The sequence below is a fragment of the Pseudomonas sp. LBUM1673 genome (assembly GCF_059695645.1).
On sequence record NZ_CP166780.1, the window covers coordinates 3059647 to 3083584 of the forward strand.

At 58.8% G+C, this 23938-nt stretch carries 24 protein-coding genes and 2 pseudogenes; 9 read left to right on the plus strand and 17 right to left on the minus strand.

Translation table 11 applies throughout. The annotated features are described in order from the left end of the window. Nucleotides 1-31: 31 nt before the first annotated feature. The 6 genes from fapC to ACA044_RS14090 form a co-directional block, all read right to left on the minus strand. Nucleotides 32-1462 carry an amyloid-like fimbrin subunit FapC gene (gene fapC / locus ACA044_RS14065; protein ID WP_497446885.1) on the minus strand — a complete coding sequence of 477 codons (1431 nt, stop codon included), beginning with the start codon at nt 1460-1462 and terminating at the stop codon, nt 32-34. Between the two features lie 51 nt (nt 1463-1513). Then, nucleotides 1514-2086: a fibril amyloid subunit FapB gene (fapB, locus tag ACA044_RS14070; RefSeq protein WP_497446886.1), complete on the minus strand. Its 573-nt coding sequence runs from the start codon at nt 2084-2086 to the stop codon at nt 1514-1516. Nucleotide 2087: 1 nt separating this feature from the next. Further along, nucleotides 2088-2525 carry a functional amyloid chaperone FapA gene (gene fapA / locus ACA044_RS14075; RefSeq protein ID WP_497446887.1) on the minus strand — a complete coding sequence of 146 codons (438 nt, stop codon included), beginning with the start codon at nt 2523-2525 and terminating at the stop codon, nt 2088-2090. A 336-nt stretch (nt 2526-2861) separates the two neighbouring features. Continuing rightward, nucleotides 2862-3386, minus strand: coding sequence for an AAA family ATPase (locus ACA044_RS14080; protein WP_497447222.1), 525 nt, complete (start codon nt 3384-3386; stop codon nt 2862-2864). Continuing rightward, nucleotides 3383-3946, minus strand: a complete 564-nt coding sequence (gene pnuC / locus ACA044_RS14085) for a nicotinamide riboside transporter PnuC (protein ID WP_497446888.1) — start codon at nt 3944-3946, stop codon at nt 3383-3385. The genes ACA044_RS14080 and pnuC overlap by 4 nt, the downstream gene beginning before the upstream one ends. A 181-nt stretch (nt 3947-4127) precedes the next feature. Next, nucleotides 4128-5762, minus strand: coding sequence for a methyl-accepting chemotaxis protein (locus ACA044_RS14090; RefSeq protein ID WP_497446889.1), 1635 nt, complete (start codon nt 5760-5762; stop codon nt 4128-4130). Nucleotides 5763-6056: 294 nt separating this feature from the next. Between ACA044_RS14090 and ACA044_RS14095 the strand changes: the two genes are divergently transcribed. Both ACA044_RS14095 and ACA044_RS14100 read left to right on the plus strand, forming a co-directional pair. After that, complete coding sequence (locus tag ACA044_RS14095) at nt 6057-6887, plus strand: undecaprenyl-diphosphate phosphatase (protein ID WP_497446890.1); 831 nt, start codon at nt 6057-6059, stop codon at nt 6885-6887. Beyond that, nucleotides 6884-7300 (plus strand): DUF1294 domain-containing protein, encoded by a 417-nt coding sequence (locus ACA044_RS14100; RefSeq protein ID WP_497446891.1) that lies wholly within the window; start codon nt 6884-6886, stop codon nt 7298-7300. Before ACA044_RS14095 ends, ACA044_RS14100 begins: the two co-directional genes overlap by 4 nt. Before the next feature lie 6 nt (nt 7301-7306). On the opposite strand, the gene ACA044_RS14105 is transcribed toward ACA044_RS14100, so the two are convergent. Further along, the gene (locus ACA044_RS14105; RefSeq protein WP_497446892.1) at nt 7307-7666 is read right to left on the minus strand and encodes an MmcQ/YjbR family DNA-binding protein; all 360 of its coding nucleotides are present in this window, start codon (nt 7664-7666) and stop codon (nt 7307-7309) included. Beyond that, nucleotides 7663-8571, minus strand: a complete 909-nt coding sequence (locus ACA044_RS14110) for a LysR substrate-binding domain-containing protein (RefSeq protein WP_497446893.1) — start codon at nt 8569-8571, stop codon at nt 7663-7665. The genes ACA044_RS14105 and ACA044_RS14110 overlap by 4 nt, the downstream gene beginning before the upstream one ends. Nucleotides 8572-8700: 129 nt before the next feature. On the opposite strand from ACA044_RS14110, the gene ACA044_RS14115 reads away from it, so the two are divergent. Both ACA044_RS14115 and ACA044_RS14120 read left to right on the plus strand, forming a co-directional pair. Beyond that, nucleotides 8701-9312, plus strand: a complete 612-nt coding sequence (locus tag ACA044_RS14115; protein WP_497446894.1) for an FMN-dependent NADH-azoreductase — start codon at nt 8701-8703, stop codon at nt 9310-9312. Nucleotides 9313-9481: 169 nt separating this feature from the next. Continuing rightward, entirely contained in the window at nt 9482-10519 is a 1038-nt protein-coding gene (locus ACA044_RS14120; RefSeq protein ID WP_497446895.1) for an alpha/beta hydrolase family protein, read from the plus strand. A 119-nt stretch (nt 10520-10638) separates the two neighbouring features. Here ACA044_RS14120 and ACA044_RS14125 read toward each other — a convergent pair whose 3' ends face one another. The 4 genes and pseudogenes from ACA044_RS14125 to ACA044_RS14140 form a co-directional block, all read right to left on the minus strand. Beyond that, a complete protein-coding gene (locus ACA044_RS14125) occupies nt 10639-11826 on the minus strand; it encodes an MFS transporter (RefSeq protein WP_497446896.1) in 1188 nt (395 codons plus the stop codon). Nucleotides 11827-12094: 268 nt separating this feature from the next. Beyond that, nucleotides 12095-13684: an ABC-F family ATPase gene (locus tag ACA044_RS14130; RefSeq protein WP_497446897.1), complete on the minus strand. Its 1590-nt coding sequence runs from the start codon at nt 13682-13684 to the stop codon at nt 12095-12097. 12 nt (nt 13685-13696) lie between these two features. Then, a pseudogene (locus ACA044_RS14135) lies at nt 13697-13921 on the minus strand (site-specific integrase); the annotation flags it as partial. Between the two features lie 98 nt (nt 13922-14019). Further along, a complete protein-coding gene (locus ACA044_RS14140) occupies nt 14020-14226 on the minus strand; it encodes a hypothetical protein (protein ID WP_497446898.1) in 207 nt (68 codons plus the stop codon). 391 nt (nt 14227-14617) lie between these two features. Here ACA044_RS14140 and lpxO point away from each other — a divergent pair, with 391 nt between their 5' ends. Beyond that, entirely contained in the window at nt 14618-15517 is a 900-nt protein-coding gene (gene lpxO, locus ACA044_RS14145) for a lipid A hydroxylase LpxO (RefSeq protein WP_497446899.1), read from the plus strand. A 147-nt stretch (nt 15518-15664) separates the two neighbouring features. Here lpxO and ku read toward each other — a convergent pair whose 3' ends face one another. After that, nucleotides 15665-16525, minus strand: a complete 861-nt coding sequence (gene ku, locus ACA044_RS14150; RefSeq protein WP_497446900.1) for a non-homologous end joining protein Ku — start codon at nt 16523-16525, stop codon at nt 15665-15667. A gap of 214 nt (nt 16526-16739) precedes the next feature. On the opposite strand from ku, the gene ACA044_RS14155 reads away from it, so the two are divergent. Beyond that, a complete protein-coding gene (locus ACA044_RS14155; RefSeq protein WP_497446901.1) occupies nt 16740-17090 on the plus strand; it encodes a hypothetical protein in 351 nt (116 codons plus the stop codon). A 51-nt stretch (nt 17091-17141) separates the two neighbouring features. After that, nucleotides 17142-18287 carry a PQQ-dependent sugar dehydrogenase gene (locus ACA044_RS14160; RefSeq protein WP_497446902.1) on the plus strand — a complete coding sequence of 382 codons (1146 nt, stop codon included), beginning with the start codon at nt 17142-17144 and terminating at the stop codon, nt 18285-18287. Between the two features lie 162 nt (nt 18288-18449). Here ACA044_RS14160 and ACA044_RS14165 read toward each other — a convergent pair whose 3' ends face one another. Next, nucleotides 18450-18785 carry a DUF2834 domain-containing protein gene (locus ACA044_RS14165; RefSeq protein WP_497446903.1) on the minus strand — a complete coding sequence of 112 codons (336 nt, stop codon included), beginning with the start codon at nt 18783-18785 and terminating at the stop codon, nt 18450-18452. Between the two features lie 247 nt (nt 18786-19032). Between ACA044_RS14165 and ilvA the strand changes: the two are divergent. Together ilvA and ACA044_RS14175 are read left to right on the plus strand one after the other, a co-directional pair. Then, nucleotides 19033-20028: pseudogene (ilvA, locus tag ACA044_RS14170) on the plus strand (threonine ammonia-lyase, biosynthetic); the annotation flags it as partial. Nucleotides 20029-20507: 479 nt separating this feature from the next. Next, nucleotides 20508-20777, plus strand: coding sequence for a DUF1652 domain-containing protein (locus ACA044_RS14175; protein WP_497446904.1), 270 nt, complete (start codon nt 20508-20510; stop codon nt 20775-20777). Here the strand turns inward: ACA044_RS14175 and ACA044_RS14180 are convergent. The 3 genes from ACA044_RS14180 to xylB all read right to left on the minus strand — a co-directional run bounded on the left by ACA044_RS14180 (nt 20774) and on the right by xylB (nt 23804). Next, on the minus strand, nt 20774-21172 hold the full coding sequence (locus ACA044_RS14180) for a hypothetical protein (RefSeq protein WP_497446905.1): 399 nt from the start codon (nt 21170-21172) through the stop codon (nt 20774-20776). The two genes, ACA044_RS14175 and ACA044_RS14180, sit on opposite strands and share 4 nt — an antisense overlap. Nucleotides 21173-21349: 177 nt before the next feature. Beyond that, entirely contained in the window at nt 21350-22294 is a 945-nt protein-coding gene (locus tag ACA044_RS14185) for a carbohydrate kinase family protein (RefSeq protein WP_497446906.1), read from the minus strand. A gap of 13 nt (nt 22295-22307) precedes the next feature. Next, complete coding sequence (xylB, locus tag ACA044_RS14190) at nt 22308-23804, minus strand: xylulokinase (protein WP_497446907.1); 1497 nt, start codon at nt 23802-23804, stop codon at nt 22308-22310. Nucleotides 23805-23938 lie beyond the last annotated feature (134 nt).

Here is a 23938-nt window from a genome sequence, read left to right on the forward strand (position 1 = left end):
GGCCCCCGTAAGGGGGCCTCCAGAGACAGCATTAGAACGAGTTGTTGGAAATGGCCAGCGAGTTGCTTTGTTGGTTGCCCACACCAGCAGCCACGTTGACGCCCAGGTTGCCACTGCCGCCATTCACCGAACCGCTCAGGGTTGCAGTGTTGGTCACAGGGTTTGCCCAGCCAGTTGGAGTCAGCACTTGATAGGAGTAGGTGTTGCTCAAATCATAAGAGCTGCTTTCACTCCAGCTTTTCGCTTTTGCGTACTCAGACTCGGACGACTTACTGCCCGATTTTTCGTACGAGGAGGCGGACGATTTCTCGTACGATTTATCGAACGATTTTTCGAACGAGGAATCGCGCGATCTGTCGTACGAGGAATCACGCGATCTGTCGTACGAAGAGTCACGCGATCTGTCGAACGATCTGTCTACCGATGCGTCAAGCGTTGCGTCCAGCGATGCGTTAAGCGATGCGTCGGAAGACCTGCTGCGGGTGCGATCGCCAAAGCCATTATTGAAGGTAGTGGAGCTGGAAGCCGCCGCAGTAGCGTCCAGCGTAGCGCTCAAGGAAGCATTCAACGAAGCACTCGAAGAACCGCTTGCACTGCTGCTGTTGGAACCGCTCGCATCACTGCTGCTAGAGCCGCTCGCATTACTGCTGCGAGAACCGCTTATATCAACGCTTTTGGAACCGCTGGCTTCAGAGCTCCTGGAACCGCTCGCGTCCCAGCTCGAAGAAGAGCTTTTACTGCCGCTAGCCTCGGATGACTTATCGCGAGAGAAACTACCGCTGGCCGAGTTGGTAACTGTGAACGTATCCAGGCGGTACGTCCGATCGGCGTTGTTATTCACTACCAGGCCAGGACCTTGTTGATCGGCAGAGGCGGTGGCTGTTGCGTTACCGAGCGGGGCATTGGTGTTGGCAATTGCCATGGTGTTTTTCTGTTGGTTAAGGTCGCCGCCAGCAATGTTGATACCCATATTACCGCTGCCGCTATTACCCGACCCGCTCATCACGGCAGAGGCTGTGCTGCCGAAGTTGTTGACCCTGTTATTGTCGCTGTATTGCGTGACGTCGGCGGTGGCCGTGGCAGTGCCGAACACGAAGCTATTATCCTGACTCGAGTTTGAGGCAGCATTTGCGATGGCGGCCGCGTTATCTTGTTGGTTGCCGCTACCCGCAGCCACGTTGACGCCGACGTTGCCGCTGGCGCCTGTGGCAGAGCTGGTCATCTCAGCTTCGTTGATGGTCCCTTCGTTGCGTATGCGGTTGTCGGTACTGCTCTGGTTATCCCAGGCATTGGCAGTCGCATAGACAGGGATCTTGGTTGGAGGAGGGGTGTGGTGACCGTTGTTGTGATGACCATTGTGGTGGCCATTGTCACGACGATCGTTCTGCCCAGCTTGTACAGCAACAGCCATGACCGCAGCAATTGCGAAAACCAGAGGCTTGAGTGCCATCGAAGGTTTCATGGTGATTCTCCGTACTTATTTTAGGTTAAGTGTTGTTTCTACCTGTTTGGGTCAATCCGTGACCCGTACGCTCAGGGTGTTGGCCGTTCGGTTTCCCACCCCGGCGATCTGATTCAACTGGATCACCCCACGGCTACCGGTGAAGGCCTGATCGCTGGTAGCGACCTGGCGATAACCTGGTGCAGAGTCAGTTGGATCGGAACTGGTGATCAGCGCCACGTTTTGCTGCATGAGGACGCTGTCGTCGATACTTTGCGGCTGTGTACTGATGCTTATCCGCAGGGCATTGGCTTGCTGGTTGCTGGCGCCCGCGCTCTGGTTGACGCCCAGTACGCCGTTGCCGTGGCTGAAGGAGTCGCCTTGAATGCTGGATCGAGCATCGATTTTGGGGTCGACCTGCGTACGCAGCCGTTGGCGAATCTGTGTGGTAGCACTGGCGTTGGTGCCAATAGCGATGGCCCGGGCGTTAGCCTGTTGCTGTAGATCGCCGGCAGCCTGGTTGACCGAGAGGTTGCCCTGGTACTGCATGCCCGAACCGTCGATTTCGGCGTTATTGATGACGGGAGGTTGGGCAAAGGTCGATGCACTGCAAAACATGGCGAACATCAGCAGCGTACGATTCATCTTAACGGTCTCCCGTTACGACTTTCAGAGCACCCAGGCCTTGCTGGATGTTTGAATTGACCATGTTGGCAATACCGTTGCCCGAGTTTCCCGAACGTCCAGCGGGGAGGTTGGAAAGCTGGGTCTGGTTGGTGATATTGCCGCCCAGGTTATTGGAGCCTTGATTGACCAGGCGTGTGATGCCTGCACCACTGGCAACACTGGCAAAGTCGCCGTCGCTCAACTCGTTCGTTTGCCTGAGGATTTGTTTGGACGGGTTGGCATTGGCGGTCGTGGGGTTAGGGTCGGGAATCACCGGCGCACGCGTTGCCATGCGCGGTTGGACATCACGTTTGATAATAATGATGCCGTTGTCAGCCTGTACGGGCAGGCAGACACTTGAGCCCAGTGCGAATCCGATCAGCAGGAAGCTATAGATGCTTTTATCAAATTTCCCCACGGCGGCAATTCCTTCTGTAAATGGAACGCTGGGCCCTTATCAGCGTTGCGAGGAAGAGAGCAGGAGGTGTGCCGTTTTTTGTTTTTCTTTTAAAAACAGTTGGTTGACTTCAATTGTCGAGGTGGTCAGAAAAATTTTGTAACGCCACTGAGACAGAACCACGCAAAAGCGCCGTCGATGCTGGCGACATTGCTCGCTCAAGGGCGCTGTAGGCAGGTTGTATCAGTGGCTTAACATTTTCTTGCTGGGGCGCTCGGGCCGCGTTAGCTCGCGGGTTTGCGCAGGGGTGGGTGTTTCAGGAATGGACATTTGCGCCAAAGCGGGCGGGGACCCCTGTCAGGCCTTGAGTAAACGCGTCACCGCCTCGAATGCCGCGTCCTTGCGCTGTATCCAATCACCTTGCAGAACCTGGCAAGGCTGGCGGTGCAGATCAAGCCATTGGCGGCTGGCCTGGAAAAACGCCTGGCGTTCTGCCAGTTGCGGTTGGCAACGCTGCCCGTCGTCATGCCAGGCCACGGTTTCAGGGCTCAGCAGCAAATGCAGATCGTAGTGCCGTGCCAGCAATACTTGCTCGATCCACGTCGGGCAAGCGCCAAACAAAGTGCGACTCCATAGGATATTGCTTAAAAGGTGCGTATCGAGAATCAACAGTGACGGCTGTTTGGCGCGTGCTTCATCTTCCCAAGTCAGCTGGCCCTGTGCGATGGATGTAATGTCCTCGTAGAGGGTTTCGCGGGCTTCACTTTCGATGAAATGCCGAACGTACTCGCCGACCAATATGCCTCCAAAATTGCCGTGAATCTCGCTCGAAAGCCAGCTTTTGCCGCTGGATTCCGGCCCTGCCAGCACCAACACCTTCATGGGCACAGCAGCGGATCGCTGCGCCATGTGCGCCAGCCTTGAATGGCCAGCAGGGTGAACAGGCCATACAGGGCAGCAGTCAGATACATCCCCTTGTACAGGAACAGGCCGACGAAAATGCAGTCCAGGACGATCCACAGCGGCCAGCACTGCACGCGTTTTTGTGCCATCCACAATTGCGCCACCAGGCTGAAGCCGGTCAGCGCGGCGTCGAGCCAGGGTTGGGCGGCATCGGTCCAGTTCGCCATGGCAGCGCCCAGCAGCAGACTGCCGAGGGCGCCGATGGCCAGGCTGAGCGCCACCGATCGACTGTCGAGCCGGCTGACCTGGCGTCCCTGATGCGCATGCCCGCCTTGGGTCCACTGCCACCAGCCATACAGCTGCAAGGCGGCGTAGACGACCTGCAGCAGCATGTCCGAGTACAGCTTCACCTCAAAAAAGATCCAGCTATATAGCAGCACCATGACCAGGCCGATCGGCCAGCACCAGGGGTTCTGTTTGACCGTCAACCAGACGGCAATTACACCGAGTGCGGCGGCAAACAGTTCAAGCCCGGACATGGAGGCTCCTTGGTGTCGTAGAAATGAGGGGGGCGAATTGTACCCGGATTGTGGGGAATGGGCTTGTTGTGGCATTGGGGTAAATCGGACATGTAGGAGCCAGGCTTGCCGGCGAAGGCGTCCTTAAGAGCGCCTTCGCCGGCAAGCTTGGCTCCTACGAAAAGCGGTTCACTCGCTTGAGTTACACCCGAAACTGCTTGAGCAACCCGTTCAACTGTTCGCTCAGTTCCTTGAGGTGAGCACTGGCTACGCTCGACTGTTCGGCCGCCAGTGCCGTGCTGTGGGACAACCCGGCTGCCTGGGTGACGTTCTGATTGATGTCTTCCACCACATGGGCCTGCTGCAAGGTCGCACTGGCAATCGATGCGTTCAGCCCGTTGAGGTTGCGCAAGGCCTGGCCGATGGCATTCAGGCTGGCACCGGCCAGGCCGGCCTGCTCGATGGTCAGTTGCGACGCACGGCTGCTGTCGCTAATTACTTTGACCGCCGCTTCGGAATGACTTTGCAGGCGTTCGATCATCGACTGGATTTCCGCCGTGGACTTCTGGGTGCGCTGGGCCAGCAGGCGCACTTCATCGGCGACCACCGCAAACCCTCGTCCTTGCTCGCCGGCCCGGGCGGCTTCGATGGCGGCGTTGAGGGCCAGCAAGTTGGTTTGCTCGGCGATGGAGCGGATCACTTCCAGAACGCTGCCGATTTGCGTGCTTTCAGCGGCCAGCGTGCGAATCACTTCGACGGCTTGATCGATGGTCGACGACAGCTTGTCGATCTGCTGCAGGCTGCCGTCGATGTTGACCTGCCCCTGTTGCGCCTCAGACTCGGCATTGCGCATTTCGCTGGCCGCGTGCTCGGCGTTTTTGGCCACATCTTGCACGCCGTAGGTCACTTCGTTGATCGCGGTCGCCACCAGTTCCATTTGTTGAGATTGCTGCTGGCTGCGTTGCTGAGCCTGCGCGGCATCGTTGCCCAGTTCGCTGGAAGACTGGCCCAGTGCGCCGGCGGACACTTGCAACTGACTGATCACCAGGCGCAGTTTGGCGGTAAAGGCGTTGAAGTGCCGGGCCAGTTGCGTGACTTCGTCCTGGCCATGGGTATCGAGGCTGCGGGTCAGGTCGCTTTCACCGCTGGCGATATTGGCCATGGCGTTCACGGCTTCCTGCAGCGGGCGCACGATGCTGCGGGCAATCATGATCACCAGCAGCGCCATGATCAGGGCAATCACCAGACCCACGAAAGACGCTTTCCAGACCTGCGCATAAAACTCGGCCTGCATGTCATCGATGTACACGCCCGAGCCGATCACCCAACCCCAGGGCTCGAACAGTTTGACGTAGGAGGTTTTTTCCACCGGCGCGCTGGCGCCCGGTTTCGGCCAGCGGTAGTCGACCATGCCGGCACCCTTGGCCTTGGCGATGGCGACCATCTCGTTGAACAGCGCGAAACCGTCCGGGTCGCGGATCGTCGAGAGGTTCTGGCCTTCCAGTTTCGGATTGGTCGGGTGCATGACCATGACGGGCGTCAGATCGTTGATCCAGAAATAGTCATTCTGGCTGTAGCGCAATCCGCGCACGGCAGTGAGTGCCTGCTTTTGCGCTGCATCGCGGGTAAGGGTGCCGGCGGTTTCCAGGCTGTGGTAGTAGGTCAGGATGCCACTGGCGGTCTGCACCACGTGTTGGGTCTTTTCAGCCTTGGCCTCATAGAGGTCGTCGTGAATCTGCTTGAGCATCAACACACCCAACGTCAATAGCATCACCACGGCCACGATCAAGATGAGCCACAAGCGTCGGCTGATCGACACACTGCGCAAGCTGTTCATAACGCTTTTACTCCGTTTTCTTGTTCTTGTTATAAACGATCGCCAGCATCCAACCACACTTTGCCGATCGGGCCTATGCGACTCAGGTCCTATTACGCGGCAGCGTAAATGAGGCGTGTCTGATAGGATTTCGGCCCCGCACGGAAAAACCTGAGCCCAAGTTGAAAGTTCACGGAATTTTTACGGTTTTGTAGGGATCTTGTGCGTGTGGGGCTTGCGCTGACGCCGATCGCGGTTAGCGCTCTAAACATTATTAACGGAGCATGCCTGGGGGCATCGCTTCTTGGGGGATTGATGGATCTTTGGACCGCCTTTCAGGCATTGATTTTAGGGGTTGTAGAAGGGCTGACCGAGTTCTTGCCCATTTCCAGTACCGGGCACCAGATCATTGTGGCGGACTTGCTCAACTTTGGGGGCGAGCGGGCCATGGCCTTCAATATCATCATCCAGCTCGGGGCGATCCTGGCGGTGGTCTGGGCGTTTCGCCGCAAGATCTTTGACGTGGTTATCGGTTTGCCGACGCAACCCAGCGCTCGACGCTTTACCGCGAACCTGCTGATTGCCTTCCTGCCGGCTGTGGTATTGGGGGTGATTTTCGCCGATTTGATTCACGAGTACCTGTTCAACCCGATTACCGTGGCCACTGCACTGGTCGTGGGCGGGATCGTCATGTTGTGGGCCGAACGCCGTCAGCATGAAGTGCATGCTGAAAGCGTCGATGACATCACTTGGAAAGACGCCCTGAAAGTCGGCTTCGCCCAATGCCTGGCGATGATCCCCGGGACTTCGCGTTCCGGCTCGACGATCATTGGTGGTTTGCTGTTCGGGTTGTCGCGCAAGACAGCCACCGAGTTCTCGTTCTTCCTCGCCATGCCGACCATGGTCGGTGCGGCGGTGTACTCCGGCTACAAATACCGCAATCTGTTTGTGCCGGCTGATTTTCCGGTGTTTGCCATTGGTTTCGTCACCGCCTTTATCTTTGCAATGATCGCCGTTCGCGGCTTGCTCATCTTTATTGCCAGCCACAGCTATGCAGTGTTCGCCTGGTATCGCATTGCGTTCGGTCTGGTGATCCTGGCCACTTGGCAATTCGGCTGGGTCGACTGGACAGCGGTCAAGCAATGAATGGCTCCGCCGCACGCAACAACCCCGGGCGCGCGATTCAGAACCCACGGCTGAAACTGCTGGTGTTCGCTGTGCTGTGCGCAGTGCCATTGTTTGGCTCGGTGTCGCTGTGGCTGCGCGGGGTGTCGGTAATTCCCCTGGCGGCGTACGGCATCGTCAGCGTGCTGGCGTTTTTCCTGTACTGGAGCGACAAGCACAAGGCCCGCACCGACAGCTGGCGCACGCCGGAAAACGTTCTGCACGCGGTGGAACTGGCGGGTGGTTGGCCGGGCGCCTTGCTGGCCCAGCAAGTGTTTCGGCACAAGACCCGCAAGGTTTCGTTTCAGTTGGTGTTCTGGCTCATCGTGCTGATGCATCAAGTGTTCTGGATCGACCAGCTGTTTCTGGGCGCTAACCTGTTTGCGTTGTTTTAAAGCACTTTAAAGCAGCAAGCCGACCTGCGTGCGCTTGGGCAACTTGCTCACCACCAATTGGTGGGAACGTTGCAACAAGCCTTGCAGCTCTTCGGCGCCCAGCGGGTAGGGCGTTTCCATGATGATCCACTGAGCCCGGGCCAGATACGGCGCCGGGTGAATGCCCGGCCGGTCGCAATGGCCCAGGAACAGGTCCTTGTCGACCTTGAAGGCCAGGGACTGTCCCCGCAGGTTCTGCAAGGCGAACATCTTGTTCCCGGCAATCGAAAACACCCGCACGCCACCCCACTTGTAGTCCTCCCGCGCACCGGGCAGCGCCAGGCAGTATTGCGCGACGTCCTCTTCGCTAATTAATCCCGCTTTCATAACAGTCTGTCCCCACAAGCATTGAATGATTCGATCAAATGGTCGATCCAGGCGCGCACGGCCGGCATCACCCCGCGTCGATGAGGGTAGACGGCTTGCAGCCAGCCGCCCGGCAATGACCAGTCGGGCAACAGTTGCACCAGCGAGCCGTTTTCCAGCTCCTGCTCGCAATACATCATTGGCAACACGGTGAAACCCAATCCGGACAGCGTACAAGCCCTGCGTACGAGAAAGTCATCGATCCCCAGGCGGGCTTCGAACGCCATGTCACAGGCCTTGCCGTGCTGGTCGAGCATACGCAGATGCACCAGCCGATCGGCCTCCAGGGCGCCCAGCATCGGCACGTTTTTCAAATCGTCCGGCGTCTTGATCTGCCGCTCGCGAAGAAACGCCGGGCTGGCGACCATGACGGTTTGCGCCTGACGTAAACGGCGGGTGACCAGCAATGGGTCTTCATCACCCAGATCCCGCACTCTCAAGGCGACGTCGACGCCCTCGGTCACCAGATCAACCCGACGGTTGAGCAGCATAATCTCCAGCTGAACCTGAGGGAATTTCTCCAGGAAGTTACTGATCACCCCAGGCAGAATTTCGTGGGCTAATCCAACGGGACAGGACACTCGCAAGCGCCCCCGGGGCTCGTTGGACATGCTGGCCACCGCTTCGTCGGCCATCTCGGCCTCCAGCAGCATCGCCTGACAATGCCGCAAGTAACGCTCGCCCACGGCGGTCAGGTTGAGTTGGCGAGTGGTGCGTTGCAGCAGACGCGCGCCCAGGCGTTCTTCCAGCTCGGCGATGCGTCGCGACAAGCGCGACTTGGGAATCCCCAGCAAACGCCCGGCCGCCGCGAAGCCGCCGGCGTCGACCACTTTGGCGAAGTAGTAGAGGTCGTTGAGGTCTTGCATGATTCAAACTCGACTGTTCTATCAGTGGGACGAACTATCGCATTGTTACCGACTAATCAGCTATTGGTTTCGTTGGTAGGATTGTCTCCATCAGATCGCCGGTGGCGATCCTCACCTTGGAGATCCCACATGAAATTACTGCATATCGATTCGAGCATTCTGGGTGACAACTCGGCTTCCCGTCAGCTGAGCGGCGAAGTCGTCAAAACCTGGCAAGCCGCCGAGCCTGGCGTTGTGGTGACTTACCGCGACCTGGCCGCCGATGCCATCAGCCATTTCTCCGCCACCACCCTGGTTGCCGCCGGCACCGCCGCTGAGCTGCGCAACGCCGCGCAACAGCACGAAGCCGATCTGAGCGCGCAGGCCCTGGCCGAATTCCTCGCCGCCGATGCCGTCGTGATTGCCGCGCCGATGTACAACTTCACCATCCCGACCCAACTCAAGGCCTGGATCGACCGCATCGCCGTGGCCGGTCAGACCTTCCGCTACACCGAAGCCGGCCCTGAAGGCCTGTGCGGCGGGAAGAAAGTCGTGATCGTCTCGACTGCCGGTGGTCTGCATGCAGGTCAAGCGACCGGGGTTGCGCACGAAGACTATCTGAAAGTGCTGTTCGGCTTCATCGGCATCACCGACATCGAGTTCGTCCGCGCCCATGGCCTGGCTTACGGTGATGAAGTGCGCACCAAAGCCATGAGCGACGCTCAGGCGCACATCAGCGAGCAGTTGTTCGCTGCCGCGTAAGGCTTGCGTAAAGTCGTAAACAGCTCGGGCAATACCTCTGAAACTCTGTATTCTGGTCAGCATGATGGCCAGGTACGGAGTTTTTTGTTTCTGGCGGTGATCAGTTTCTGGCCCAGGTTATGCAGTCGAGGGCTAATATCGGCGGGCAGGTAACAGGGTGGGGCATCCCATGGTGCGTCTTTGTGCAACGCTACTGATTGGTCTGCTTGGCAGCCTGAATTCAGTGCAAGCCGCGCCTGCGCCGCATCCTCACTGGAGTGTCGGTTTCCATGAGATGACGTTCCTCGATCCGCTGGATTTGCAGCCGATGCGCGCCATCGCCTTTTACCCATCCAGCGACAAGGAACATTCCAGCAAGCTCGAGGGCTATACAGTCGAAGCCGGTGAAGACACCAAGGTCGCCATCGGCCGTTACCCGATGCTCATGCTGTCCCACGGCAACACCGGAACGCCGCTAGCCCTGCATGACCTCGCCACATCGTTGGCACGCAAGGGCTTTGTGGTGGTGGCGGTGATCCATCCCGGCGACAACTCCAAAGACCACAGCCGACTCGGTACCTTGAGCAATCTTTACGGCAGGCCGATCCAGATTTCCCAAGCCATTAGCGCGACGTTGGGCGATCGTATGCTCGCGCCCTTCGTCAATGCCGATCAGGTCGGAGTGATTGGCTATTCGGCGGGTGGTGAGACGGCGTTGATCCTGTCCGGCGCCACGCCCGACCTGGATCGTCTGCGCCGTTATTGCCAGGAACGCCCGGACGACCACGATGCCTGCAACACTCAAGGTGAATTGATCGTCGATCGCGATGACTTGCAGCCAGTGGCGGACCCCCGCGTGCATGCCTTGCTGCTGATGGCGCCGCTGAGTCTGAAATTCGGCCGCCATACCCTGGCCGACGTGCATGTACCGGTACTGCTTTACAGCGGCGATGGCGACAAACTGGTGGCGTTCGACAAGAACGCCGCAGCCCTGGCGCGCAAGCTGCCGACCGCACCGGACTTCAAATTGCTGGCCGGGGCAGGGCACTTCGTGTTCATGGCGCCCTGCAACGAAGAACAGATCGCCGCCATGCCGGCGTTGTGCACCGATGCCGACGGCGTCGATCGCAAGGATATACACCGCAACATGATCTCCGAAGCCGGACGCTTCTTCTCCCATGCCCTGGGCAAACCCACCCGCGCCGGCATGCAAACCGCGGATCAGTAAATGCCCCGGAACCCCTGTGGGAGCGAGCCTGCTCGCGATAGCGGTCTGACAGGCGACTAATTTGTTGAATGTCCTGCCGCCATCGCGAGCAGGCTCGCTCCCACAAGGGATTGCAGGTGTCAGGCCATTGCGCGGTGTTTCAGCAGCAAGGTCAAACCGAGTCCGGCAACCGACAACAACGCCGCACTCAAGAAAATCCACGAATACCCCAGGTTCAACGCCACCGCGCCCATCAGCGGCCCGGCAATCGCCAGTGCCAGATCGAAAAACACTGCATAAGCACTCAACCCCGCTCCACGACTGGAATTGGGCACTTGCTTGATCGCCTCGACCCCCAGCGCCGGATAGACCAGCGACAGGCCGAACCCGGTCAGGCCTGCGCCGATCAAGGCATAACCCTTCGAGGGCGCCAGCCACAACAGGACCAGGCCCACGGTTTCAATGCTCATGCAGGCAATGGCCGAGGTGAAACCGCCGAAACGGCTGATGCTGGAAATGAACAACAGTCGCGCCAGAATGAAACAGACCCCGAACACCGTCAGGCAGTAAGCCGCGCCGGTCCAGCCAAGGTTGATGTAATACAGGGTAATAAAAGTGGTGAGCGTGCCATAACCGATGGACGCCAGGCTCAGGCTCGCGCCGAAGGGAGCAATGCGCCCGAACACCGACCAGAACGGCAGCCGTTCACCGCGAATCACTGGCACCGAAGGTTTGTTGCGGATCAGCAGCAGCGCCAGCACGGCCAGTAACGACAGCGCAATCCCGAGGCTGGCGAACCCTAGTTCAGCGACCATCACCACACCGAGCGGCGCGCCGATGGCGATGGCACCGTATGAGGCGATTCCGTTCCAGGAAATCGAACGCGCCGTGTGCTCGGTACCGACCTGGCCCATGCACCAACTGATCGTGCCGACCCCGATCAACCCTTGAGCGATGCCCAGCAACAACCGTCCGGCGATCAGGATCATCAGGCTCAACCACGGCAAACTTTGCAGCAGGGTCGACAGCAGCGTCAGCACGCCGCTCAACGCAATCCCCGACAACCCGTAAACAATCGCCCGCTTGGTGCCGACGCTGTCCGAAAGACGTCCGGCCATGGGACGGCTGAGCAGGGTGGCCAGGTATTGAGAGCCAATGGTCAACCCCGCCACGACGGCGCTGAAGCCCAATTGTTCATGCACATACCCAGGCAACACCGCAATCGGCAGGCCGATGCAGAGGAAAGCAATGAAGGTATAGAAGACGATGGAAACGATCTGCAGGGTGATCGCCATGGCGCTTGGCGGGGGCAACTGCTGCACAGACATGAGAGCTCGTTCGCGGGCGGCGTTAGGAGAGTTGCATCATGGCGTGGGCGGGGAATAAAAGGAAGTAGGCTAACTATGTTGGCCTTTGAATTTTGCAGCGTTATCGAGGGCCTCTTCGCGGGCAAGCCTCGCTCCTACAAGGTTTGCGCATAACCTGTAGGAGCGAGGCTTGCCCGCGAAGGTGTCAGCACCAAAGCATTCCTTGGCCCTGAAATGCAAAAAGCCCCGTCACAACGACAGGGCTTTTCACTTGCAGCTTACAACCGTCTTACATCAACACACCCTGGCTACGCAGGTAGTCGTCATAGGTGCCGCTGAAGTCGATCACGCCATCGGCGCTCAACTCGATGATGCGGGTGGCCAGGGACGATACGAACTCACGGTCATGGCTGACGAAGATCAGCGTGCCCGGGTAGTTCTCCAGCGCCAGGTTCAGCGCCTCGATGGATTCCATGTCCAAGTGGTTGGTCGGTTCGTCCATGATCAGTACGTTCGGCTTTTGCAGGATCAGCTTGCCGAACAGCATGCGACCTTGCTCACCACCGGAGATGACCTTGACCGACTTGAGGATCTCGTCGTTGGAGAACAGCATGCGGCCGAGGGTGCCGCGAACCAGTTGCTCGCCGCCCTGGGTCCACTGACCCATCCAGTCGAACAGATTGCAGTCATCTTCGAAGTCGTGAGCGTGGTCCTGGGCGTAGTAGCCCAGTTCGGCGGCGTCGGTCCACTTCACGGTGCCGGCATCCGGGGTCAGTTCGTTGACCAGGGTGCGCAGCAGGGTGGTTTTACCGATACCGTTCGGGCCGATGATCGCTACGCGCTCGCCGGCTTCAACCTGGAAGCTGAAGTCCTTGAACAGCGGCTTGCCGTCGAAGCCTTTGGCCATGCGCTCGACGATGACCGCCTGACGGTGCAGCTTCTTGGTTTGTTCGAAACGGATGAACGGGCTCACACGGCTCGAAGGCTTGACTTCGGCCAGCTGGATCTTGTCGATCGCCTTGGCGCGGGAGGTCGCTTGCTTGGCTTTCGAGGCGTTGGCCGAGAAGCGGCTGACGAACGATTGCAGTTCCGAGATTTGCGCTTTCTTCTTGGCGTTGTCCGACAGCAGTTGCTCGCGGGACTGGGTCGCCACGGTCATGTACTCGTCGTAGTTGCCCGGGAACAGGCGCAGCTCGCCGTAGTCCAGGTCAGCCATGTGGGTGCACACGCTGTTCAGGAAGTGACGGTCGTGGGAGATGATGATCATCAGGCTGGAGCGCTGGGTCAGAATGTTTTCCAGCCAGCGGATGGTGTTGATGTCCAGGTGGTTGGTCGGTTCGTCGAGCAACAGCACTTCAGGATCGGAGAACAGTGCCTGCGCCAGCAACACGCGCAGCTTCCAGCCCGGGGACACTTCGCTCATCGGGCCGAAGTGCTGCTCGATGCCGATACCCAGGCCCAGCAACAGCTCGCCGGCACGGGATTCAGCGGTGTAGCCGTCCATTTCGGCGAATTCGGTTTCCAGCTCGGCCACGGCCATGCCGTCTTCTTCAGTCATTTCCGGCAGCGAATAGATGCGGTCGCGCTCGGCCTTGACCTTCCACAGCTCTTCGTGGCCCATGATCACGGTGTCGATCACGGTAAATTCTTCGTAGGCGAACTGGTCCTGGCGCAATTTACCCAGACGCACGTTCGGCTCGAGCATGACCTGGCCGCCGGACGGCTCGAGGTCGTTACCGAGGATTTTCATGAAAGTCGACTTGCCGCAACCGTTGGCGCCGATCAGGCCGTAGCGGTTACCCGCGCCGAATTTGACCGAAACGTTTTCGAATAGCGGCTTGGCGCCGAACTGCATCGTGATGTTAGCTGTGGAGATCAATTACTTTACCTATCAATGGGTTGCGAGCTGCGCATTTGGCGCTTGGGCCATTCCTGGGGCATTTTGGAGTTTCTCCATCTCTCCCCAGCCACCGCTAGAGTTCAACCAGCGCGCATAAGTCGAGAGCAGCATCTGGACGGTGTGTCCAAGCTGTTGGGCAATAAAGGCGGGATTCATGCCAGACATTGCGCATATTGTCGCATAAGTGTGACGGCAGTTGTATGGCGGGCGATAACGTGTCTCGCAGTCGGTCAAAACTGAAAACAATTGACCGACTCATGAAATAGTATTTCTTCCCCCGCGTGCGACAAGCCGGCGACTGATCAGGTCGGGACTCAGAGCAAGCAACCCGTGGCTTGTCCGAGGTGGTTGTCCTGCACGCCTTTGATCAGGTGCAGTGGAATGTGCTGTTGCTCATCAATGGATGGGATTTCGATACTTCCTACTATTTGAAGGTGTCGCTCGCTCAGTCCGGTCGACTCTTCCTCTTTTACCTTAGCCATTCTCGCGTGGTTCGCTGCGATTTCATTGAGAGTTGACACGTTACATCTCCGGTGACTGACCAAGCGTATCGCTGGGGTCCTTAAGCGTTAATTGAATTGCCGCCGCGTCAGAATTACGTCGTTCTGGGGCTGCCAGGTCCGGCCTTTGCAAAGGCTAAGCCAGACAGGTTACGTATTGCGCGCCACGTTTTCATATGCGACGAATGGTGGCGTGGCAGGAGGCTACTACGGGAGCGCGGTTCGCGTTACGGTGCGTTAGTCCGCGGATGTTTCGGCGGGGTCGGTGGACACATTTTCACAGTTGAAGGTTAACCATTGGTTACAAAGTGTGGCTAAGATGCCATCTGTTCAGCCCCTGCCGACAGTCGGCAGGGCTCAAGAACGCGCCATCGGGACGCAGTTTGCTCACTTCTGACGTGTGACAATTTCCGTGAAACTCATCATTGCCGCTATTTATGTGTTCTCCATCGCGTACGTCCACTTGCGCGGTCAAGTACGCCATAAGCTGGGCCGCCAATTGAGCGATCATTCGACGTTTCTGGCGCCGATCAATTGCTTCCTTTATCTGTTCTCGAAAATCCCCAACAAGCCTTATCTCAATCCGGCGGACTTTCCCGACCTGAGCCCTTTGCAGGCTCATTGGGAAGAGATTCGCGCCGAGGGCCAGAGTTTGCTCAAGGCCGGGGAGATCAAGCGTTCGAACCAGTACGACGACGTCGGTTTCAACTCGTTTTTCAAAAGTGGCTGGAAGCGTTTCTATCTCAAGTGGTACGGCGACAGTCACCCGTCGGCCGCAAAGCTGTGCCCGCGCACGACTGAACTGGTGCAAAGCATCGGCTCGATCAAGGCGGCCATGTTTGCTGAACTGCCACCGGGATCCAAATTGGTCCGCCACCGCGATCCGTATGCTGGCTCGTACCGTTATCACCTGGGGCTGGAAACGCCGAACGATGCGGGTTGCTACATCAACGTGGACGGCGAGAACTACCATTGGCGCGACGGCGAAGCGGTGATGTTCGATGAAACCTTCATTCATTACGCCGAAAACACCACGCAGCAGAACCGCATCATCCTGTTCTGTGACATCGAGCGGCCGATGAAGTATCGCTGGGCGGCGGCGTTTAATAGCTGGTTCAGCCGTACGGTGATGGCGGCGGCGGGTGCGCCGAACGATGCCGGCGACAAGACCGGAGGCATCAACCGCTTGTTCGCCAGAATCTACAAGATTCGACTGCGTGGCAAAGCGCTCAAGAAGCGTAACCGCGCGCGCTACTATCTGGAGAAGTGGGCGATTTTTGGTGGGTTGCTGGCGATTTTTGTTTTGATCTGAGTTTGGTGTTGTGGCGTATGGCCTCTTCGCGAGCAAGCCCGCTCCCACATGGGGCTTGTGAACGACACAGATCCAATGTGGGAGCGGGCTTGCTCGCGAAGAGGCCGGTACTTCTACTGCATAACTGATGGATACTCCAATGACCGGTCAGCCACGAGAATGCTTCGTGGCTTTTTTGTCTGCGGTCGGTTTGGCTTTACTGGCCGCTTTACCACCCCCCTTGCCACCAAGGCTGCGCTTGAGCAGTTCGGTCAGATCAATAACATCGGCAGTCTTGCGTTCCTCTTCACCTGTAGCGGTTTCGACGGTTTCGATTTTGCCTTCATTCGCCTTCTTCTCGACCAGCGCCATGATCTTGTCTTCGAAACTGTCGCGGTACTCCTCGGGCGTCCAGTCAGCGCTCATGTCCTCCACCAGCCGTTTGGCCATCTCCAGTTCACCTTTGGCCAGATCCGGCTTGGTCACTTCACTGCCCAGCTCCAGTTGATCCAGGCTGCGCACCTCGGCGGGCCAGCGCAGCATCACCAGCACCATGGCTGATTCCAGCGGCATGACGGCCGCCAAGTGCTGACGGGTATGCAGAACAACGCGGGCCAGGGCGACCTTGTCGGTTTTGCTGAGGGTTTCGCGCAGCAGCGCGTAGACCTTGCCGCCGCGTTTATCCGGCGCCAGGTAGTAGGGCGTGTCGATGTTTTGCAGGGGGATCTGCTCACTGTCGACAAAGGCAAAAATGTCGATGGTTTGGGTCGAGAGTGGATGGGCCGAGCGAATCTCCTCTTCGCTGAGCACCACGTAACGCCCTTTTTCGTACTCGACCCCTTTTACGATGTGCGCTTGGGTGACTTCCTTGCCGGTGACTTTGTTGACGCGTTTGTAGCCGACCGGGTCCATGCTGCGGCTGTCGAGCCAGTTGAAATCGATCCCTTGGGAAGACGTCGCCGAGACCAGCGCCACGGGGATGTGCACCAGACCGAAACTGATTGCGCCTTTCCAGATTGCCCGTGCCATCGCCGTCTTCTCGTCAGTCGATTGATGTTCAGGTGACCTGTGGCCAATGGAAAAAGTTTCAGCAGACAGCGGCCCGGTCCTGCGGGCAGATCGGCGGTGCAGTCAACTCGTGTTACATCTTGTGGAGGAGGTTTTAGTTAACAAATCTGAACCCTGGGCGTAGCGTGGCTCCATTCATCCATGAAGCGTGGCACGCTCATTTTGAGAGGTCCTCATGAACCGATGTGTGCTCGGCGTCATCGCGCTGGCATTGAGTGGCGTGCCGGCTCTGGCAGACGCCGCATCGCCGTCCTCGCCCTTGCTGCTGGCGCAGAACCTGCCGGGCAGCACCCACAACAATCCTTACAACAGCCCGATTCGCCGGGCCAACCCCAACAGCATGCAAGGCACGCAACCCAACGTCCCGGTGATCCGCGGGCCGAACACCGTGCCTGTGCCACAACCGCCAACGCTCGATAACGGCGGTATCGGCAACCGTTATCCGCAAGATCGACCGGCTCCCACCCTCCAACCGAAATTCATTCCCAATCCGCCGCCCCGGGACTCGGACCGCAACTACCGTTGAACGGCAGGACAGAGGTCTTGCCAGCCATTTTGACGACAAAAGGAATCGTGCATGTTGCGTAAAACACTCTTCGTCACACTCTGTGTCAGCGCGCTGATCACCGCCACCGTTTTTGCAGCGTCAGCCCAGGAACTGAAAAGCGAGCAGGGCACCCTGGAGCTCACGCCGATCGTCAAGGGGCTGGTGCATCCCTGGGCGCTCGCGTTTCTGCCCGATCGCCAAGGGATGCTGGTGACCGAGCGACCCGGCAACCTGCGGCTGGTCGCCGCCGATGGCAAACTGTCGGCCCCACTCAGTGGCGTGCCTCAGGTGTGGGCCAAGGGGCAGGGCGGATTACTCGATGTAGTGTTGTCGCCCGACTTCAAGCAAGACCGCATGGTCTATCTGTCTTACGCCGAAGGTGGCGGTGAGGGCGGCAAGGCCGGCACTGCGGTCGGTCGCGGACGGTTGTCCGAAGACCTGACGGCCATCAAGGATTTCAACGTGATCTTCCGTCAGGAGCCCAAGCTCTCGGTCGGCAACCACTTTGGCTCGCGACTGGTGTTCGACCGCGACGGTTATCTGTTCATCACCCTGGGCGAGAATAACGACCGGCCCACGGCGCAGGACCTCGACAAGCTGCAAGGCAAGATCGTGCGGATCTACCCGGATGGCAAGGTGCCGAAGGACAACCCCTTTGTCGGGCAAAAAGGCGTTCGCCCGGAAATCTGGTCCTATGGTCATCGCAACCCGCAAGGCGCGGCGCTCAACCCCTGGAGCGGCACACTCTGGGAAAACGAACATGGCCCCCGGGGCGGTGACGAGATCAACATCATCGAGCGTGGCAAGAACTACGGCTGGCCGATGGCAACCCATGGCATCAACTATTCCGGCCTGCCGATCCCGGAAGCCAAGGGCGATTCCGCCGAAGGCACCGTGGGCCCGGATCATGTCTGGGAACAGTCCCCCGGCCTCAGTGGCATGGCCTTCTACGACGGCGATCGCTTCAAGGCCTGGCAGCACAACGTGTTTATCGGTGCGCTGGTGAGCCAGGAGTTGATTCGCTTGCAATTCGAGGGTGACAAAGTCGTTCACGAAGAGCGTTTGTTGGGTGAACTCAACAGACGGATTCGCGATGTGCGACAAGGGCCGGATGGGTATTTGTATGTGCTAACTGACGAGGACGATGGTGTGTTGTACAAGATTGGATTGAAGTAAGCAGGTTCACACAACCTTTGTAGCCGCTGTCAGATCGCCTTCGCGAGCAAGCCCGCTCCCACATTAGATCTTCTGTGAACACATAATCGCTGAACACCCGAGATTAAATGTGGGAGCGGGCTTGCTCGCGAAGGCAATCAGAACAGCACAACAACTCCTGGATCAGGCCTCTTGAGGTGCCACGGCGGAGTTTTTCCGCTCCTGAAAACCCCGCACCACCAGATACAACAACGGTCCGACAGACACAAAAATCGCCGTCAACAACAGATAAGGCACCACCGACCATACCGACTGCCCACGCTTGCGTGCATCCTTGTACATCCAGATACCGGCAAGCGTCGCCAACAGGTACAAATCGATCACCACTTGCGCGGTATCGGGCCGCGACATCAGGCTGATGCCGAAGTCGAGCAACGACTGTTCGGCCTGCAGCATCACCGAAATGGTGTAACCGGCGAAGGCGATCAGGGCAATGAGGGGCAGGGCGACAGACTTCATGGTTCCCTTCCTTGGGACGATGAGCAGAACCGCCAGCCTACAGCGGTCGTTGAAAATTGGCCATTGACTTGCCATCAGCGTCCGGCTAATTTCCTGCCATGACTTCCACCGTATTGCGCTGCCAGCCAAGCATTATTACCGCCATTCCTTATTTGGCGGGCTAGCTCACGACTGCAGCACCCAACCCGCCCTAGAGGCGGGTTTTTACTTTCTGTCTCCGGGGCCCGATCAAAGTCAGGAGACGACCATGAGCAGCACCCCCGCCCAGCAAAGCTTGCTTGAGCACTACGTGAAAAAAATCCTCGCCGCACCGGTTTACGAACTCGCCGTGCGTACGCCGTTGCAAGCGGCACCGGCCTTGTCCGAGGCGTTGGGTAATCAGATCCTGCTCAAGCGCGAAGACTTGCAACCGACGTTTTCCTTCAAGATACGTGGTGCTTACAACAAGCTGGCGCACCTGAGCGATGAACAGAAGGCCCGGGGCGTGATCACCGCCTCGGCGGGCAATCATGCCCAAGGCGTGGCATTGGCAGCCCGGGAGTTGGGGATTGCCGCCACCATTGTCATGCCCTGTACGACGCCGGAACTGAAGGTGCTGGGTGTGCGCAGCCGGGGTGCCGATGCGGTGCTGCACGGCGAGAGTTTTCCGTTTGCCCTGGAATATGCACTGGACCTGGCACGGCAAACCGGCCGCACTTTTGTTTCGCCCTTCGACGACCCGGACGTGATCGCGGGGCAGGGCACCGTCGCCATGGAAATCCTTCGCCAGCACCAAGGGCCGCTGGACGCGATCTTCGTTCCGGTGGGCGGTGGTGGCTTGATCGCCGGTATCGCCGCGTACGTCAAATACCTTCGCCCTGAAGTCCGCATCATCGGCGTCGAGTCGGAACATTCCGCCTGTTTGCAGGCTGCATTACAAGCCGGCGAACGGGTTGTCCTGCCGACTGTCGGCACCTTCGCCGATGGCGTGGCGGTCGCTCAGATCGGCACCCATGGTTTCGAGGTCTGCCGGTTTTGCGTCGATGAAGTGCTGACGGTCAGTAACGACGAGCTCTGCGCGGCGATCAAGAACATCTACGACGATACCCGCTCGATCACCGAACCTTCCGGCGCCCTGGCCGTGGCCGGGATCAAACAGTACGTGGCGCAAACCGGCGCCCGGGGTCAGATCCTGGTGGCCATTGATTCCGGAGCGAATATCAATTTCGACAGTTTGCGGCATGTGGCCGAGCGCGCTGCCTTGAGCGGCGTATCGGCGTGAGGAGGTTAAGGCGTCAGGGGTAGAACGGCAACTATCAGCCCAACGGTCGCGTTAAGCGGCAAAGCACCCTGATGACTTCTTGCGTGTGTGTGGGGGCAGCGGATACTGAATGGATGGGCCGCATTCTCCCTGCCGTCCTCAGGCAATGCAAACCCGCCATCGGCGGTGTTTGCAAAATGCAGGTCTTGAAACAGTCCTTTCTTGCATTTTGCATGACGCGATGTGTTGCCACTTGCCCCAAACCCTTGATTTGCCGACGAGGCGCAGAGCGAAATCCTGGGCATGTTTTATGCTGAAGCTGTCTTGAGCTGACCACGATGCCTGTTGAGCCAGCGCTGAAACAAGAAAACGGTCGGACGTTGGAACGATGTAGCCCGCACGGAAGAAAAAGAACGGGCGATTTGAGCTCCGACCGACATTTGATTTTTGATTGGCAATCTCACAATACCGAGAGGGTGGCCATGTTTCTTTCTGCCTTGGAACTACGCAATATCGTTGAAAGCAGCTTTCTCCCGAAACGCTGCCAATGCACGCTGTCGCCGGAGCTGTCGATGACCGTCAAGGTGTATTCGGACCTCGAGACTGACCATCTGGACCTGTTCGTTACCGGCATAGACGCCCATCGCCTCAACGGCTGTCGGGAGATCAATAATCTGATAGCCGAGTTACGCACCGACCTTGCGCATAACGCGCACAGCCAGCTGTTCAGCCCAAAGTCAAAAGTCCATTAACCAGCCGTTTCACCCAGTTCGACCGACACGCACCGGGTCTGGATAAACCCCAGACCCAGTGCCAACTCCACCAGAATCGCCAGCAAAATACCCGGCCCGGCATGACCATTGAGCCATTCGCCGAAGCCCAGTGCTGCCAAACCGAAACACCCAACCATAAAGCCGCTGCACATCGCGCTTCTCGTCGCCGACGGCGGTGCCTGCCGCACGAGATAAAACATCACCCCCACCGCGCCGAACAACACCGCACTGCGCCTGGCCACAAACCCCGCCGCAGACGAGTATTCAATACTCCAGATCGCCAGCAACCATTGCGGCATCAAACCCCAGACCAGCGCCAGTAGAAAACAAAGCGCGGCGGTGAACGTCGACAGCGTGCGAAACGACAACTGCATGGCGAATCCTTGCGGCAGAGAGAGAACGCCAGAGCATAGCGTCAGAATCCTCACTGGCCTACCGCCAAGTGGCGGTGTGAGGTAGACCGCTTTCGCGAGCAAGCCCGCTCCACATTAGGTTTGTGTTGGTCACAAGGCTAATGTGGAGCGGACTTGCTCGCGAAGAGGGCCTCACATTCAGCGCACTTCCAACTGCTGCCGATATGGCAAATCCGGCCCGGTCTTGCTGCAGGTCAACGCTGCGGCGCTCACCGCAAACTTGAGCATTCCGTCGATCTGCTCGCGGCTCAACTGCTGCACACCCTCAACCGAATCCAGCTGTTGCTCGGTCAGCCAGGTAATCAACGCCGCCTGGAAGGTATCGCCAGCCCCCACGGTGTCGGCGATTTTCACCGAACAGGCCGGCACCGACCACGAACCCTGCGCACGGCTGAACACCGTCGCCCCCTGGCCGCCACGGGTCAGGAAAACCAACTGACAGCGGTGCTCCAGCCAGCCTTCGATGACGCGCTGAGGATCCTGCTCGGGGTACAACAGGCTCAAGTCTTCGTCGCTGACTTTGATCAGGTCGGCAAGCTCCACCAGCGTGGCAATCCGCGAACGCCACAACTCAATGTTCGGCTCGGGATTCAGGCGCACGTTCGGGTCGAGGCTGATCAGGCGTTTGCCGCTTTCGCGCTGCACCAGCGCGAGCAAGGTATCGGCAATCGGTTGCACCACCAGCGAGAACGAGCCGATGTGCAAGCCACGCACTTCAGGGCCAAGCGTCGGAAGATGCGTCAGACTCAACTGCCGATCTGCACAGCCTTCACCACGAAAGCTGTAATGGGGCGAGCCATTGGCACCGACCGCCACCATCGCCAACGTGGTCGGCGCGGCAAAGTCCACGAGGTAGTCCGGGCGCACACCTTCATCCTGCAGCACTTGCTGCAACCGTCGGCCGAGGTAATCGGTCGACAGCCCGGCAAACAGTGCGGCATCCACCCCCAAACGGCGCAAACCCACCGCCACGTTGAACGGCGAGCCGCCGGCAATCGCCTTGAAATTCACTTTGGACGCCAGGCCGCTGGCATCGTCTTCGCTGAAGAAATCGAACAGCGCTTCACCACACACCAGATACATAGTTTCTCGCTCTTTAAAGGGTTGCGACATGCTGTTGATAGCGTTCGTAGGCCTGCTGACAGGCCTGCACATTTTCTACAATCGGTAAGGTTTCACTGGCCAAATCGAACGTCACACAACGCTCGCACAAATTCGCCAGGTTGTCTTCGTGGCCGTTTGCCCAGGATTTGCACCACGCCGCCTGAATCGCGGCGCCGAGGGCCGCGGCCTCGCTGTGTTCGGTGCAAATCACTGGGGTGTTCATGATGTCGGCGACGATCTGTCGCCACACCGGACTTTTCGAGCCGCCGCCGATCAGGCAGATACTGCGGCTTTGTAAGCCATTCTTGCGCAGCAGGTCCAGCCCGTAACGCAAACCGAAGGTGGTGCCTTCCACCACGGCGCGGCACAGATTGGCCCGGGTCAGGTTGGTCACGGTCAGCCCCAGCAGGCTGCCGCTGGCATGGGGTAGGGCGGGAACGCGTTCGCCATTGAGGAACGGCAACATGTACACGCCTTCGGCACCGATCGGCGCTTGCTCGACCAAGGCGTTGAACGGCTCGATATCCAGTTCGAACAACTCGCGAATCGCCCCGGTGGCATTGGTCAGGTTCATCGTGCAGATCAGTGGCAGCCAGCCGCCGCTGGAAGAGCAGAACGTCGCGACCGAAGCATCCGGGCTGATGTTCGGTTGCTCGGCATAGGCGTAAACCGTCCCCGAGGAGCCGAGGCTCATGGTGATCGCACCGGGCTTTATATTGCCGGTGCCGATCGCGCCCATCATGTTGTCGCCGCCGCCGCTGGAGATCAGTGCCTTGGGGTTGATGCCCAGATGCTCGGCGATACCCGGCAGGATCGTGCCAACCGGCTGGTGGGCATCGATCAGCTCCGGGAGTGCGGCTTGCAGGCGCCCGGTGGGGTCGATGTCGCGCAACAGTTGCAAGTCCCACTGGCGGGTGCGCACGTTGAAATAACCGGTGCCCGAGGCATCGCCATACTCGCTGCAACTGCGTCCGGTGAGCCAGTAGTTGAGGTAATCATGGGGCAGCAGGATGCGGGCGATTCGGGCGAATACCTCGGGGTGCTGTTCTTTGGTCCAGAGCAGTTTGGACACGGTGTAGCCCGGCGCGATCACTACGCCGAGGCGTTCCAGTGAACCCTTTTCACCGCCTAAATGAGCCAGCAGACGATCATTCTCCTCGGTGGATTCGGTGTCGCACCAGAGCTTGGCCGGGCGCAGCACCTGACCGTGATCGTCGAGCAGCACCAGACCATGTTGCTGGCCTGAAACGCCAATGCCGAGGATCGCTTGACCGTCTACATTCGCTGCGAGCAATGCGCGGCGGGTGGCCAGGGTAAAGGCTTCCAGCCATTGGGCGGTGTCTTGTTCGCGACGGCCATTGGCGCCGCTGATGAGACTGTGGGCGGCGGCGCCCTGACCGAGGACCTGACCACTGTGTGCATCGAGGATGACGGCTTTGGTGCCTTGAGTACCGCAGTCGATGCCGAGGAATAGTTGTTGGTTTGCCATGGAAGATCCTTGGATCGTCAGGTCGATATCAGTGCACATTCAACATTGATGGTGTCTGTCAGTCAGCCATCGCGGGTAAGCCCGCTCCCACAGTGGTCCGTGGTGGAACACAGATTTGTGACCAACCTCGATCC

Bases quoted from the DNA above. Each gene is read 5' to 3' on its own strand.
- fapC (WP_497446885.1), bottom strand. From the start codon at position 1,462: ATGAAACCTTCGATGGCACTCAAGCCTCTGGTTTTCGCAATTGCTGCG.
- fapB (WP_497446886.1), bottom strand. From the start codon at position 2,086: ATGAATCGTACGCTGCTGATGTTCGCCATGTTTTGCAGTGCATCGACC.
- ACA044_RS14080 (WP_497447222.1), bottom strand. From the start codon at position 3,386: ATGAAGGTGTTGGTGCTGGCAGGGCCGGAATCCAGCGGCAAAAGCTGG.
- pnuC (WP_497446888.1), bottom strand. From the start codon at position 3,946: ATGTCCGGGCTTGAACTGTTTGCCGCCGCACTCGGTGTAATTGCCGTC.
- ACA044_RS14090 (WP_497446889.1), bottom strand. From the start codon at position 5,762: ATGAACAGCTTGCGCAGTGTGTCGATCAGCCGACGCTTGTGGCTCATC.
- ACA044_RS14095 (WP_497446890.1), top strand. From the start codon at position 6,057: ATGGATCTTTGGACCGCCTTTCAGGCATTGATTTTAGGGGTTGTAGAA.
- ACA044_RS14100 (WP_497446891.1), top strand. From the start codon at position 6,884: ATGAATGGCTCCGCCGCACGCAACAACCCCGGGCGCGCGATTCAGAAC.
- ACA044_RS14105 (WP_497446892.1), bottom strand. From the start codon at position 7,666: ATGAAAGCGGGATTAATTAGCGAAGAGGACGTCGCGCAATACTGCCTG.
- ACA044_RS14110 (WP_497446893.1), bottom strand. From the start codon at position 8,571: ATGCAAGACCTCAACGACCTCTACTACTTCGCCAAAGTGGTCGACGCC.
- ACA044_RS14115 (WP_497446894.1), top strand. From the start codon at position 8,701: ATGAAATTACTGCATATCGATTCGAGCATTCTGGGTGACAACTCGGCT.
- ACA044_RS14120 (WP_497446895.1), top strand. From the start codon at position 9,482: ATGGTGCGTCTTTGTGCAACGCTACTGATTGGTCTGCTTGGCAGCCTG.
- ACA044_RS14125 (WP_497446896.1), bottom strand. From the start codon at position 11,826: ATGTCTGTGCAGCAGTTGCCCCCGCCAAGCGCCATGGCGATCACCCTG.
- ku (WP_497446900.1), bottom strand. From the start codon at position 16,525: ATGGCACGGGCAATCTGGAAAGGCGCAATCAGTTTCGGTCTGGTGCAC.
- ACA044_RS14155 (WP_497446901.1), top strand. From the start codon at position 16,740: ATGAACCGATGTGTGCTCGGCGTCATCGCGCTGGCATTGAGTGGCGTG.
- ACA044_RS14160 (WP_497446902.1), top strand. From the start codon at position 17,142: ATGTTGCGTAAAACACTCTTCGTCACACTCTGTGTCAGCGCGCTGATC.
- ACA044_RS14165 (WP_497446903.1), bottom strand. From the start codon at position 18,785: ATGAAGTCTGTCGCCCTGCCCCTCATTGCCCTGATCGCCTTCGCCGGT.
- ACA044_RS14175 (WP_497446904.1), top strand. From the start codon at position 20,508: ATGTTTCTTTCTGCCTTGGAACTACGCAATATCGTTGAAAGCAGCTTT.
- ACA044_RS14180 (WP_497446905.1), bottom strand. From the start codon at position 21,172: ATGCAGTTGTCGTTTCGCACGCTGTCGACGTTCACCGCCGCGCTTTGT.
- ACA044_RS14185 (WP_497446906.1), bottom strand. From the start codon at position 22,294: ATGTATCTGGTGTGTGGTGAAGCGCTGTTCGATTTCTTCAGCGAAGAC.
- xylB (WP_497446907.1), bottom strand. From the start codon at position 23,804: ATGGCAAACCAACAACTATTCCTCGGCATCGACTGCGGTACTCAAGGC.